Below are 17,206 nucleotides of genomic sequence, written 5' to 3' on the forward strand. Positions count from 1 at the left end.
TTTTAAGATTAGTTTAATGTTATTAACTAAAGAGTATAAACGGAATAAAATAATCTTGTATAGATATTATATAAAATTACGTCTTATATATATAAACGCTTGCTCTGATTGCATTTATATATTCATTATTGACTTTTTATATAATATATAAAATTTTTAATTGGATATTTTGTATATAGTTTTTTAATCTATATCAAGATGTGGTTTTAGAAATAAAGGGGATGTTTTCTTTTGCAATATAATAAGAATGAAATTCAAAAGACAAACGATAAAAAAATTTTACGAAAGGTAAAGAAACAATGGGTAGTTGTATCATTATCTTCGTTTGCTCTTCTTGGTGCGACATCATTGGCTTTGATGTCACATGATGTTAAAGCAAGTGCTCAGGACAATCCAGATACTCATGTTTCTAGTGTTAATCAAAATACTAGTGACGGCCAAAGTGCCAACGGAAATCAAAATACTAGTGACGGCCAAAGTGCCAACGGAAATCAAAATACTAGCGATGGCCAAAATGCCGACGATAATCAAAACTCTAGTGGCAACCAAACCGCTAATGACAAAAAGAACGATACTGGTAATACACAGCAGACATCTGATAACAGTAATCAACTATCATATAGAGATGGTGATGCTCAAGATGAATCCAGTAATAAGGTAGATGTAAAAAGTAATGCTGATGCAAATACTGCTAATCAATTTAAGCAAAATTTGTACGGTAGTCAAAATGGAACAAAAGATCAATATACAGATTTCACAAATTCTATTAATAAAGGGATTCATGATGCATATGCTGGCAAGATAAATAACTCAAGTTCAGTTAATGGGGGCAATAACCAGGATTTATATACTGCTGCATATCAGGGTGTACAAGCGGATCAGACTAAATCCACCGCGGAGAATATGATTTCTTCCACTAATGATGACGTGAAAGCAGCTGCAAATAACACAAATTCGTTTTTATACACAGCCTACCAATACGGAATCGATTTTAAGAAGACGGCAGATATGGCATATGATGATGCTATTAAAAGCAATAGTGATGTACCTACATCAGGTAAGAATAGATCTTCAATTGCAGCTAACCTATTACCAATTTATGATAATTCATATGTAGGAACTAGACAGGCACTTTCACAACAATTTGATGCATCGAACAACTTTAATACTGGTGGATACAACATTTCACCAGATTCTACTAAAATGCCAGTTCATAACAGTGATAGTAGTCAAAACCAATATCAAAGTGCCTATGATAAAGCGGTTAATAATTTTAATAATGGAATTGTGTATGTAAGTAATGCTGCGCAATATCAAAAGGCATTATATGCTTCATCAACGAGTACCGTTAATAAAATTGTCCTAACTGCTAATATTTCTGCTAGCGGTACTATGGATAATTTAGGTAATGTTATTGTTGATGGACAAGGTCAATATAATTTATCAGGAAGCTACACTTTTAACAAATCTAATAAGAATAACAACATTGTTATTCAAAACATCCGTAGTTTAAATACATCATACACGGTTAATGGTGACGGTTTTGTGGGTTACAACAATGTCAGTTATGTTGGTGGATTCAATAATTTATTTAATCCTACCCAAGGGAATGGTAACTACATTATTGGTGCAAACATTACTACCACTGATAGTTCAACTAATGGTGATGGATCAATTACCTTCAGTAATTTAGATGTAGCTGATACTAATTCTAACGGTGGAAAAATCGTAATTGGTGATAACGCTAAATATAACTTTAATTCTCTATCTGCCAACTACATCGTGGTTAATCAAGGTGCTCAATTAAAGTTAAATCCCGTGGAATTAGATAATTATGTTTATAACAAAAATCTAAAAAAAGAACTAATTAAAGATCCTAATCATTTGGATCCATCAAAAACACCTCGTTACGCAATTATGGCTAACGGTAATATTAGTATTCATCAAGGTGCAGTGGTGACTTTAACCCTTTCTAATAACACAAATGCTATTCGAGTGGGTAACGTTGCTAAGCCTGAAGATACGGGCAGCGGAGACAGTGGAAACGTCACTATCAGCGGAACTTTAAATGTGGTGGTTCCTGACGGCGTCCTTCCTACTTCTTTAGATAAGAGAGTTCAATATCCTAATTCAAAAAGAACCGACGCCGTTATTTGGCTAGGTCATGGAATGCAAGTACTAAGTGGTGGAATTTTTAACGTTGATGCTAAAACTTCCGATCAAGCTAATGCAGGCCTTTATTATGCATTTGTTTATGGGCCATACTCGAACATGCTTAAAGGTGGAGGAAGCCGTGAACCATCAATGAGTCAAATCACCGTCTTACAAAACGGATCCATGAACGTTAATATGAACACTGGTTCTAAGGGTCAACCTATTCGTTTCGCGTATGTGCCAATTGTTGCCTTTAATCCGAAAGCATTTAATATTAATTTAAACGTTACTCCCGGAACAACAACCGGAGCTGATGGAGTTAAGTTGAGTTTATCTTCAATTGACGTTTTTGGTGCCGTTTTAGATCAAGATATCATCGACAGTGTTAAGACCTCCAGTGGTTATTTAGTTAATCCATATATTTATCATTATCGTCGTAATGGAGTTGCTGCAGGTAAGACAGATTCCTCGATGATTGGTAATGAAATTTTCCAAGACATTAATGGGGTTACGAATGGATACAAAAGTTCTGATCAGTACAGTAAAGATAAATTTAGTTTTAGTTATCCTTATACCTGGAAATTAATTCCTAATACCGGAGTTACGTATAATGGAGCTAGTTTTGATAGCGCTTTGGACTATCTAGGACTTTATGTTCAATTGTACGAAGACATTATTGGATATCAGCAATCATTTGATGAACAAGTAGGTAATGGTAATTTTGTTACTAATAATAGTTCACGTGTAGCAGTGGGGGCATATAACCCAGATAAAAATAAGCATGGGGATAATCCAACTCCAGAAGATATTAACACTGCAATTAATAAAGTTTGGAAATCTGACGTTTCCAAAGCAACTGGAATTGGAATGTTTTCTGACAGTAGTTGGAACAATAAGAGCCAACAAACTTATTTAAATGGACAAACCTTTGCAGAAGTTGCGGGAATGTCAATGAATGACTTTAAGAAACGTCTAGCTAATATTTCTTCGGCCGTGTCATTGAAGTCAACAATTATTAACATTGCGAATGCATTGGGTAAAACAGTATCTAATATTGCTGCAAATAATCCTAAGGTTGCAGATAAGATTGATAATCAATTAAATGGTAATAATCCTAAAATTGTATCGGGGCAAAACTCCAGAAATGATACTTCTATTAATTTAAGTGGAGCTCCTTCAATTCAATTTATCAACAACTTATCTACGTATGTGGATGCTAATGGTTATTATCATGCTAAATTTGATGCACAAATGAATAACCAAGGTCAAGATCCACAATCCAAACAAGTTGACGTCCATTTTGTTACGGGTAGTTTTGATGCTGGAACTAACGGTAATGAAGATAGCTACCAAAATATGTATAAACAAAATGGTAATAATGAAAATTTGTACGAGACAATTACGCTGGACAATACAAATTCTGTTAAACAAAGTGATGGCTCAATATTATTTAGTGGTGATGTAAACCTAGGCGTTAAGAAATTAGATACAGTCGGAATTCGCTTAAATACTTTCCTATCCACCGGATTAAACTCTTCACAAGGTGCTTCACGTCAACAAATTGCTAGTGTAACTAGTACGCTTCGTCCATCAAATAATAGTTATCAAACTAATGTAGATGGTTATAACAGTGTTGTTGACAATGGTGGGAAGTTATTAAGAACTACTGATAATAACTTATATTCTGTTCCATCAGTGGTTAAAGCTAATGATTTCTTAGCTAATATTAGTAATACACTTGCTCACTTAAATGACTCAGATCAATCAGAAGCACAATACTATACTAATAAGACTTCTAGTGATCCACTTCCTGAACCTGCATATCGTGCATTCTCAGTTAATAACCAAAACATTACACCTTTTAATGATTCTGATTATGCAGGTGTCAATGCCGAAAGCAGTTTGATTAATGCTAAAACGATTCGAGTATATGCAGGATTGGGTACGAATAAACGCCGCTTGATTGGGGTTACTTCGGTTCCGGGAGATTCAATTCTAGCAGATGGGACCATTGATACTAACAACTTCTCTCAAGCTAGAGATCAAATTAATATCTTAAAGAATAACGTTTCAACAAATAACAAAGGATATGTGCTTGATTTTAGTAAGACACCACTAACTCAATATGACGCTAAAACATATGATGTATTAGTGCCAGAAGTACAATATATGCAAAATGGAGCACAATTATCTTTAGATACCACTAATGGAAGTCAATTACCATTTGCTGGTACTGCAACAGTCGATAATAATGGAAAAATTACGCAAATTACACCTAACTTACCAGGTTATGCAGTCGTAACGAATCCCAACGGAATCACTCCAGATTCTGCAGGAATGTACACCGTGGTACCACAAGCTGGATTAGCCGATGTTTATATTGATGATGCTAATGGTAACCCTACCGGAATCGTTGCTCATCAAATTGAAGTGATTGGTAATGCTAATGGTGGGGTGAATGCTACTAAGACCACTAAGATTCCTTCTGGTAAAAATGATGGCGTGCAATATGTAATCGACCCAAGCACTAAGATTGGTGTAGTTACAGCTGCTAATGGGGTTCAAACTTATCATGTTAAATTAACTGCGACATTAGATAAAACCAACGTGTCGGTTCAAACTGCTGATGGTTCATCTGTTGCAGGTGGTGGTACTAGAACCATTGATGCTAATGGAAACGTGATTACGACTACCAACTTACCAGGATTTGCACCTACTAAGACTTCTGTAAGTAATGGTAAAGATGTGGTTAACCCATCTGATACTCCAGTTCGTACGAAGGTAAATGTTTATGATGCTAATGGCAATCAAGTTACCAAGAACGGCCAACCAGTTACTGTTGATGTAATGGTACAAGGTCAGGCTAATGGTCAATCAATCATTAAGTCTATTAATGGTCGAGATGAAGTTACTGGTGATGACGGTAAGAAATACAAAGTTACTCCCGGTAGCGGAATTAATCCAATTATTAATAATACCGTTTACCAAGGTGCTTCTGTAACTGCAACAGTTGATAACACCAAGACAATTAATACTACTGCAGTGACTCCTAATGGCAGCCCTATTGCCGGAGGAGCTACGGTTGTTACTGATCAAAATGGTAATTCGTCTAGTCAATCTAATGTACCAGGATTTACTGGTAGTAATCCGGTACAAAAGAATGGTAACAGCACTGTTTTAACACCAACGACTTCTACTAACGTGACACTTCCGGTGGTTAATTCATCAACAGGACAAGTAGTCGGAAATGCTACGGTTGATGTCCAAGGTCATAATGATGGAACCAGTAGTATTACTAAGGTGGATACTTCTACTCAAATTACTGATGAACAAGGCAATACCTATCCCGTTGATAGTAATTCAACCATTACGGTGCAAAATGGCCAACCAGTAATTTCTGTGAATCCAGTTGCACCAAAAAACCAAAATGTCGGTGCGGTTACTCCTTCTGGTAATCAAATTTCTGCTGGGGCAGTGATTACTAATAATAACGGACGGACAACTTCAACTTCTAATATTCCTGGATTTGTAGGTTCAACTCCAGCTACAAAGGATGGAAATGGTAATGCAATTCTAACTCCTACAACTACCAACAATGTTACTATCACGATCCAAGACCCTTCTGGTAAAACTGTGGGTACTATTACCGCAACTGTTCAAGGAAATGCAAATGGAACATCCACCATTAAAAGTGTCGAAGGCAATGATACTATCATAGATTCAAGTAATCCTAATAGTGCCTATGTAGTTACTCCGGGAACACAGATTAGTGCCGATCCTAATAATCCACAACAAGCAATTGCTACGATTACACCAACATTTACCGGTTCTAAAAACGTTGGTGCAGTAACAGATTCTGGTAGTTCAATTAGTGGAGGAGCTACAATTACTTCAAATGGTGCTGGTGGCATTCAAGCCACAACAGTTTTACCAGGTTTTAACACTTCAAAAGAAGCTCAATTAGATAATAATGGTAACGCAATAATGACACCATCTAATAATCCAGTTTCTGCTAAAGTTGATGTGTATGATGACGATACTGGTAAAAAAGTGGGTACCGTACCAGTTTCTGCACAAGGTAATGAAGATGGAACTTCTAGTGTAACTTCCGGTACGACCTTTACGAATGGTAATGACAGCTACGTGATTCCTCAAGGGACTAATATTACTATTCAAAATGGTACTCCAGCGATTACCATTAAAAAGAGTAATGGTAACTACAAAGCCGGCGACCGAGTTCCACTGATAAGATCAGATGGTTATTTGCTTCCATTCACGGGAATTGTACAGTCGGATGGTACTACCATAGTGCCTAATTTGCCTGGATATTATTCCGGTAATGTTAACACCATGTCGAATGGTGCATTCACTGTATCGCCAATCCTTGATAATGGGGCAAATCCTATTGCTAATATTCATGTAGTAGACGGAATTAGTGGCCAAGATACTGGTAAATCCATTGCTGTTAACATTCTGGGTTCAGCCAGCAGCTACTATCCTAATCGATTACTAGAAATTCAAGGCGTTTCTCCGCAACAACAAAACGGAGTTATTGCATTGGCAAATACTGATGGCATTACTGCTCATGTTGAGGTAACTGAAAATGATGGTAAAACCAAGCTTACCTACAATGATACGTTTGGAAACCTAGATAATATGATTCAGGCTCACGATGGCACTGGTCCTAACGATAGTTATTACTACGTCGTATTAGGTCTTCCAGCTGATGGTTCTACCGCACCGGTGGTTACATCCACTGGGGCTCAAGTAGGTCTAGGAACCATTCATTCAAGTAATAGTGGACGTCCATATATTACGCCAGATAATCCTGGATTCACGGCAACCAGTTTACAAAGAGATAGTACTGGTAATAACTACGTAGTAACACCGACAATTTCTCAAGCTACATTAGATGTCCATGATAGCAATGGTAATAAGGTAGGAACGGTTAATGTATCCGTTCAAGGTCATGATGATGGTACTACAACAGTCAATGCTCCAAATAATCCAAGCACAGTTCAAGGTACTGATGGTAATACTTACCAGGTTAATGATGGTAATCTAGTTAATGCCAATCAGCCTAATACAATTGGTCAAGGATATAACACGGTTGGACAAATAATCGGTATTGGTACAGCTACTATTACTAATAACGGTAAAAGCACAGGAGTAACCGCTTCTAACGTTCCGGTTAATACCGATGAAGATGGGAATACAGTGGTTGCTTCCAACACAATAAGTTCAGATGGCAAGTATGTCATTCCTGCAGGAACTAAAGTAACTGTTAATAATGGTCAAGCTACGATTGAAGGTCTTCCATATGACAGCAATACACAAACTGCAACGATCCCCGCACACTTCAATCATCGTAATAAAGATACTGGGACAACAGCTTCAGTTCAAGTTACTGTTAATTCAGATGGATCTTTGACAGTTAAAAAGCCAGCTTCTGCAAGTAATAATGACACGATTTATACCACTCCTGCTGGTGGTAATGTTCATGTCGAAACCAATCAAAATGGTCAAACTGAATACCATGTTGATAGTAAAGCCGAAAAATTAACACAAACTTATTCAGCACAAACTGGTTCAAATGGTCCAGTCGTTAAAGATGCAATTACCGTTACGGTCGATCCAGCCACTGGCCAAAAGACTATCACATCTAATGTACCTGGATTTGGTTTGGATAATGGTCAAAAATCAATGACAATACAAAGTAACGTTGATACTAGTTCATTAATTCTAAAACCAATTACTGAAATTATTTCAGGAGTTAAGAATGATAGAAATGGTCAATCTACTGGTTCAACTACAGATAACTTGACTATTAAAGGTGATGATAAAGGAAACATCACCGTAGTAACTGGTAAGGCCTCAAATGACAATAACTACTTCGTACCTGCTAATACACCAGTAACTAAGGGCACTGATGGCAGCTATCATGCTAACTCACTTCCATTGAATTCAGATGGAACAGTTACATTGAATAATACCAAGTACAATGGTCAAGATGGTTCCAGTGTAACTGGTCCAATTAAAGCACACGTTAACTCAGACGGTAGTTTATCAACCGCTGGAGGTCAAACCCAAACAGATAGCAAGGGCAATGTTTATGTTGTTCCTGATAAGACATCAGTTAATATTGGTAAAAACTCAGATGGGACTCCAGCATACAATGTACCTGCTACCAAGGTTCAACAAGATAAAAAAGTACCCGCTAAGACTGGTGAAAATGGTCAAAGTGTACCAAATGGTGCAACCATTCACATCAATTCTGATGGTACTCAAACTGTTCAATCTAATGTGCCAGGATACACAGGTGACACGAACCTACCAATTACGGCAGATACAAGTAACCCAACATTACATCCAGCAGAAACTACATTGAGCAATGTTCATGCTGATGATAACCAAAGCAATGATACTGGTAAGACATTTAGCAGTTTACTAGTAAAGGGTGATGACAAGGGTAACCTAGCTACTACCAAAACTATCTACACTTCAGATGGTAGCCAAGTAGCATTACCAGGTTCTCCTGTAACTAAGGATGCTAATGGTAATTATCATGTTCAAACATTGCCAGTCCAAAATGGAACAGTAACTATTCATGATGCTGCAATATACGATGATAAAGGTAATATTATTGATCATAAGGATATTACAGCAACTGTAGATAAAGATACTGGTAAACTCACATTGAACCAGCCAGATGGTAAAGGTGTTCATACTATTATTAATAGTAACGGAACTGCCTACCAAGCTAACAATAGAACTAAAGTTGTTAAAGACGGTAATGGTTACAAGGTTTTTAGTCAATCTTCATATGTATCTATTAATAATGCACAATTGACTGATACTGCTTCTGGTAATCCAGTTGTTGGTACTGGTAAGGTGAATGTGGATACAACTACTGACAAAGTTCTTCCTCATGCTGATATCTCTAGCTTAAATGGAAAAGGTCCATATAATGCAGGATATCAAATTGCACAAGATTCTGATAAAACAGCACAAACTATCAGTTGGAAAAATCCTGATGGCACGGTAAATAATAGTGCGGTTGTTAAAGTTACAGCCAATTCACCATTTGATTATTACACACCAGTTGGATTCATGAATGCATACACTAAGCAAATGCTAACTAAAGATGAGATTGGAAATACCACATATTGGATAAAAGTAACAAGTGCTACTGGTTTGCCAGTATACTATGGTACTAAAGATGTATATAAATCCGTTGTAAATGCTAAGGGGGCACAAGGTGTTCCATCACTACCTAATAATTATATTTATGATCCTAACCAAACTATTGGTTATGATAATGGAACTAAAGAATATATAGTGTCTGTAATTCCACAAAACACATCTATTCCAACTGCCATAGTGGATGGACCAGATGGTCAAGAAAAAGCTACTACCACCTTACCTGTGACAGTAAGTAGCGATGGACAAAGTGCAACTATTATAACTTCAGCAGACCATGTAACCAAAGGTGATAATAATGATCCTAATTATTATTTCGTTCCTAAAGGAACTAACGTAGTCCAAAATCCAACAACAGGCACTTTCCATGCTGCAGGATATGAAATCAAGTCTAATAATGACGGCACGTTTAATATTGATAATGGTAAATATGACAACCATGGTAATTCATACCCAGGTCCAATGACCGTTAAGATTGATGATAAAACTGGTACTATTACTGTTGCTAAACCATCAGTTGTTAAGGATAGCGATGGTAATCTTTATCAAGTTAACCCTGGTACAGTTGTAACGCCAAAGGCTGAAAATGGAAATATTGAATACCATGCTGATGCTGTTCAAATTCCGGCAAGCACCACTGTTGATGCTCAAACTGGTAAGAATGGTCAAACTGTACCTAATGGAGCGAAGGTAGTGATTAACCCAGATACCAATACTAAGGATGTGGTTTCAAACGTTCCTGGTTTCAAGGGTACTACTGGTCTTCCATTAGATGCTGATACTAGTCATCCAGTATTACAACCATCAGATGATATTGCTAAGGGCGTTACTGTGGACTTCGGTGGCCAAGCCACTAACACTACTGCTGATCTACCAGTTAGAGGTAATGATGACGGTAGCATCACTGTAACTAAGACAGTTACCTCTCCTGATGGCAAGTACGTTATTACTGCTGGAACTACCATGGCGAAGGGTCCAGATGGCCAATACCATGCGAAGGGTTATCAAACTAACTCAGATGGTACCTTTAACATTGATAATGCTAACTTGAAGGCTAACGATGGCACATTTGTAACCCAAAGTGTGAAAGCCAAGGTTGATGCTAATGGTAACATTACATTAGCAAACACCACTGTAGGTGATGACGGTAATGGTAATAAGTTTATTTCTCAAGCTGGCTCAACCATTTACAGATCAACTAAGGATGCTAACTCAGATGGTCAATACAATGTTAGTGCTGTTAAGGTCGCCCAAGATCAATCAATTCCAGCTAAGCCAGGTCAAAACTCACAACCACAAGCAAACGCTGCCCATACCCACGTTAATGATGATGGAACAATTAGTATTGTTTCTGATAAACCAGGTTATGTTGGAACTACACTTCCTGCTGGAACTACTGATATTCCAAATAACCCAGTATTAACACCGACAACCACTAATGCTAACTTGAATCTAAATGATCCAAGCGGTAACCCAACTAGCTCAACTGCTAGTGGCGTAAAGGTTAAGGGTGATGACAATGGTGGTTTAACTACAGCTAACTCCAGCCTTAGTGATGATGGCAATAGTATTGTGCTTATTAACACACCAGTAACTACTGATGGTAATGGTAAGCTACATGCTAACTCATACCCATATGATGCTGGTAACCAAACTATCACATTACCAAATGTTCCAATTAAGGATCCAAATGGAAATGTCATTGGGAACCAAACGATTACTGGTAAGGTCGATCCAAATACTGGGGTTATCACTGTTCAAACTCCAGTTGATGCTATTAATGGTAACCATGCATACTTGGCAGACACTGGAACTGTTGTTGACAGGGGACCTAACGGTTACTCAGTTACAACTATTGATAACACAGCCGTAATTAATAATGCAAACTTATTAGATACTTTGACTAACAGTTCAATTGGAATTGGGGTTGCATATGTTGATAAGAAGACTGGCAATATTATTAACGCAACTGTGCCAACCACTGGTGGTAACCAAAATGCCGGATACAAAGTATACAATCAACCTAATCAACTTGTGGAATGGAGTAATGCTTCAGGGAATGTTAATGACAATGCAACAATTGTTGTTATCGATAACGCACCATACCACAACAACAGTAATGTTTCCTTCCTTAACATCTACACTAACCAAACTGTGTCAACTGATGGTGGTCATTACTCAATTAAGGTTAATGATAATGACCACATGCCAATTGGTGCTGGAACTTCAAATGCATCTAGTGCAGTTGAATCACTTCCAAATGGTTACATGTATGCACAAGGTCGCCAAATTATTGTTGAAGGCTATCCAAACAATGATCAAAATGATACTGATAAGAAGATGTACATCGTTCCAGTTGTCCCAATTGATGGTCAAATCAATAACGCAACTGTAAATGATGAAAGTGGTACAGCACGTAACACAAGTCAAACTCTTCCTGTTCACACAAATTCCGATGGATCAATCGCAACGACCAAGGATGTGATTTCACAAGGTAACGATGGTAATTACTATGCTGTTCCAAAGGGTACTCCGGTGGTCACAGCTATCACTTCCGATGGTCAAACTAGTTTCCAAACTGCTGGTACAAAGATTCCAGGTAATGGTTTGATTGATAACGTTCATTTTGACAACAGTGATAATGCTTCAGTTACTGATCCAGTTCAAGCTAACATCGATACTAATACTGGTAAGATTACAGCTGCTAATACCACGGTAGTAACTGATCCAAACAATCCAAAGAAGGCTTACCAAGTAACTACTGGAACTCAAATTACAATGACTAAGGATGCAAATGGTAATACTGAATACCATGTTGCTGCTCAAACCCTAGAGCAAGATAAGTCAATTCCAGCACAAGTTGGTAACCAAGGTTCAATTAAGGACGCTGCGGCACATGTTCACTACAACAGCGATGGTACCAAGGATATCGTTTCCGATGTTCCTGGCTTCGCAGGTCAAAAGAACTTACCAAATGACTACGATACCATCAAGTCCACACCTCAATTAACACCAGAGGACGCAACATTGAATAATGTTCACGTTGCTGATTTAAACGGTAATGACACTGGTAAGATTATCAATAACCTATCAATTAAGGGTCAATCTGATGGTAGCATTGAAGTTACTAAACCAACTATTACCACTGATGGACGTATTATCCTACCTGGAACTAAGGTTACTAAGGATGCAAATGGTAATTGGACTGTTGCATCATATCCATATGATGCAAATAGTAGAACGGTAACACTTCCAAATACTGCTATTAACAACGAATCTGGTAATAGATTAGCTTCTAAAGATGTCAAGGCTACTATTGACTTAAACACTGGGGCATTGTCATTATCTTCAGACGACAGTAAGGGTGTTCACATTGTGGATCAACCAAACTCAAAGGCATATCAAGCTGATGATGGTACTTCGATTACTAGAAATCCCAATGGTACCTACTCATTAGTTGCTAATGATGATACTGAAGTGATGAAGAACGTCACAATGGTTAATGATAATAATGGTCAAAATCCTGATAAGGCTACTCAAGTAATTGTTGATAAGACTACTGGAATCATCTTGAACGCAACATTACCTAAGACTGGTAGTATCGCCAACGATGGTTATAAGGTGAATAACTACGGTACTCAAACCATTGATTATAAGAATCCAAATGCACCAATTCATGTCATTGATAACGCACCAATTGATAGTTCAAGAAATGTTAAATTCGTTAACATCTACACTGGCGAAGAAGTAACTAAGCCTGGTGATAGTACTGTCACTTACACTCAAAGAGACGGTCTACCAATTTACAATGGAACCGATGAAGCTGGTAATGCGGTTAACAAGTACCCAGATGGATACAACTTTGTTAACGGAACTACTATTCAAAAGGTTAAGGATAGCCAAGGCAACGATCAATATGTTGTTTCCGTATATCCAACCGACGGTCCAATGAAGGCTGACGTTACTAATGCTAACGGAAGCATTCAATCCGCTGGTCAACCATTAACAGTTCATACTGATGATAATCACAACATTACGACTACCAAGGATTCTATTTCTAAAGGTTCTGATGGTAATTACTATGTTGTTACAAAGGGAACTTCTGTAAACAAGAACCAAAATCAAGCTAGTCTAAATGCTGCTGGTTATACAGTTACTGGAAACAAACTTCCAACTAACCAAGATGGTACAGTTACAATTGATAATGCTCACTTGGATAACAAGGATTCAAAGACTGGTGATGTTACCAGCTCAATCCTAGGTTCAATTATTGCTAACGTAAAAAATAACGGTGACGGTACAGCTAACAACCCAGTGCTTACTGTTGCTAATACTAAGGTAGTTGTTGATCCAAAGAATCCAAGTAAGGCATATCAAGTTGATAAGGATACTTCAATCACTGTTTCAAGAGATGATAACGGAAATCCGCAATACCATGTGGATTCTAAGGTAATTCAACAAGACCAAAAGATTCCTGCTAAACCAGGTCAAAATTCACAACCAGTGAACGATTCAGCACACGTTCACTACAACAGTGATGGTACCAAGGATATCGTTTCAGATGTTCCTGGATACCAAGGTCAAAAGGGATTGGATAATAATGCTGACACTTCAAATGAAACATTGACTCCTGTTGATGATGTTGCTAAGAATGTTCACTTTGATCATAATGGTCAAGACACTAACTCAATCGGTGATGTTCCGGTTCGTGGTGATGATAATGGAAATATTGCTGTTACTCAAAACACTACTTCATCAGACGGTAAATTTATGATTCCTAAGGGAACTATAATTGCTAAGAATAACGATGGTAGCTATCATGGTACATCGTTACCAGTTAATTCCGATGGAACTGTATTAGTTCAAAATGTTAACGTCCAAGATAATCAAGGTAAAAATAAGGCAAAGCATGATTTTGTAGCTAAAGTTGACAATAATGGACACTTAACTACTGCTAAGGACCAAGTTGTTCAAGGAAATGATAATAAGCAATACATTATTCCTGCTGGTACACCAATTGTTCAAGACCCAAGTACTCATGAGTACAAGGTTGTTGGAAACGGCTTGCCATTTGATAATGGGGTTGTAACCATTGACAACGGCCATTACGATAATCATGATAATCCTAGTCAATCTGTTCCTGCTAAGATTGTAGCGACTGTTGATAATCAAAACGGTAAGCTAACAATGAAAGATACTACTGTTGTTACTGATCCAAACGATCCACACACTGTATATAAGGCAAATGCCGGAGACCCAATCATTATTAAATCTGATGGTAATAACGGCGTGGAATACCATGTGAATGCAATTAAGCTTGCTCAAGATTATCCAGTTGATGCTCAAACTGGTATAAACGGCCCTGTTGTCCCTGCATCCTCAACTGTTCACTACAATAGTGACGGTAGTATGAACATCAATTCAAATGTTCCTGGATTTAAGGGATACGTTGTTCCAAATGGACAAAGTGTTCCAGATAATCCGGTTCTAACACCAGTAGATGATACAGCATCTGATGTTCATTTTGATAATGCCGGAAATGATACAGGTTCATTCAATGACTTACCAGTTAAGGGTGACGACAATGGTAATATTGTTGTAACTCATAGTACCAAGTCTACTGATGGTAAACGTATGGTTCCTGCTGGAACAGTTATTAAAAAGGGTGATGATGGTAAATACCATGCTGAATCATTACCAATCGATAAAGATGATAATGTTGTGATTGATAATGCCGATGTTAATGATGCAAACGGTATTCCAAGAGCTCAAACTAAGTTAGTCGCTAAGGTTGATGATCAAGGAAATATTGTGACCGTTAAAAATCAAATCGTAATGGGTAATGATAATAACTACTACATGGTTCCTGCTAAATCTGATGTGACAAAGAATCCATCAAATGGCAGTTATCAAGTAAGTGGTAACTTGCTACCAACCAATCCAGATGGTACAGTAACAATTTCAGATGCTCACTTTGACGATAAGACTGACCCAACTAAGTCAGTCAAAGGTGATTTAGTAGCAGTGGTTGATTCGGAAAATGGTACTTTATCTGTGAAGGATAATACTGTTGTTAATGATCCAACTAATCCAAAACGAGCATACAGAGCAGATGCTAACGAACCAATTACCGTTGTTTCAGACGGTAAGGGTGGTGTTCAATACCACGTTAGTGCTACTCCAATTGATCAAGATGCTCCAATAGCTGCCAAAGCTGGAGCCAATGGTCCTGTTGACATTCATAACGCTCACGTTCATGTTAACGGTGACGGTAGTAAGACTGTTGTTTCAGATGTTCCAGGATTTACTGGTCAAACATTTGCAAATCATGAAGATGTTCCTGAAACGCCTGTTTTGACTCCAACTGATAGTATCATTGATGGCGCTCATTTCGATAGTGATGATAAGGATACTAACTCAATTGGAAGACTTTCTGTTCGTGGTGATGATAATGGAAATATTGTTGTTACTCATCCAACTAAGTCGTCAGATGGCAAGTTCCTAGTACCCGCAGGTACTACCGCTATAAGAGATAATAATGGAAATTATCATGCTAACTCATACCCTGTAAATCCTGATGGCACTATTACAATTGATAATGTCAACTTAGATGGACAAGATAAGTCATCAATTAAAGGAACAGTTGTTGCTAAGGTAAATGATGATGGTTCATTAATCGTTGTGAAGACAACAGTAACTAATGACGGTAATGGTCATTTGTACACTGAAAATGAAAACACACCTATTCGTATTGTAATTAATTCTGATGGAACCACTTCATTACATGTTGATTCAGTCAAGAGTTATGACGGATTAACTCCTGAGGAAGCAGCTAAGAAAAAAGCAGATGCATTCCTTCCTGTTCCAAGTTTCAAGGGCAAGGATAAAGAATACATTAGTAGATTTATGGCTGCTTATAAGGAAGAGTTGAGAAGAGTTATCCCAACTTATGTATACAGTACTAGAGGTCTATATGTTCACAGTTCTGAACACTTAACAGTATTTAACAGAGTTAAGGGGTACGCTAAGAAACCAAGAAACTTAGCACATGTCTTCAAGGTTCGTGGCTTTAAGCTAGCTCAAAACAAGTACCCAAGATTAAAGGTTGATGGTGGTTACATTTCATTGAATAAGTACATTAGGGATGCTTACTACCGTACTAACCATCCATTATTCCGTGTTATCAGAAAGACTGGAGTATTGATTCACACATCTAAGAAGTTCCATTACGGAAAGAAACATGTAATTAGACTTCGTCGTGGTGCATTAATCCACGTCAAGAAGGTTGTTAAGTATCACAACATTACACGCCTATACATCGGTAATGGTAAATATGTAACTTCTAACAAGACTTATGTTGCGCTTGCTAAGAAGAGAGCACCACTTTACGTATACTGGACAAACAAACGTGGAGTTTACGTAAATACTCGCTTCACTCGTAAGAATGCTGTTAAGTACTTCTCTAAGAGACCAAGAAATAAAGCTAACGCATACAAGGTATTGAGAATAGTTAAGACTAAGAATGGTATTAAATACCGTATCAAGCCTGGCTACATCAATGCTAAGGGCACAATTCCAGCATATTACGTTCGTCGTACTAAGCTAATTCGTGTCATCAGAAATAGGGGCATCTTAGTTCACTATGCTAAGAAGTTCACTAGACGTAATGCAATTAAACATTTCAGAAAGAATACATTGATTCGAGTAAGAAGCGTGGCTAGATTCTATGGAATTACCAGATTCTATATTGGGAATGGTGAATATATCACTTCAAATAAGACCTGGGTTAACAGAATTAAATAGGATCTAAAAATACCCGTTAGGATTTTTCCTAACGGGTATTTTTTTATAC

At 37.5% G+C, this 17,206-nt stretch carries 1 protein-coding gene; it reads left to right on the top strand.

Features of this window, described 5'->3' with window-relative positions; translation table 11 throughout:
• Positions 1–231 precede the first annotated feature (231 nt).
• A complete protein-coding gene (locus JUD45_RS00060; RefSeq protein WP_203619413.1) occupies positions 232–17,157 on the top strand; it encodes a DUF5776 domain-containing protein in 16,926 nt (5,641 codons plus the stop codon).
• The last annotated feature ends 49 nt before the right edge of the window (positions 17,158–17,206 follow it).

Origin of the sequence: Apilactobacillus nanyangensis, from assembly GCF_016861915.1 — a bacterium.
Classification (GTDB): Bacteria; Bacillota; Bacilli; order Lactobacillales; family Lactobacillaceae; genus Apilactobacillus; species Apilactobacillus nanyangensis.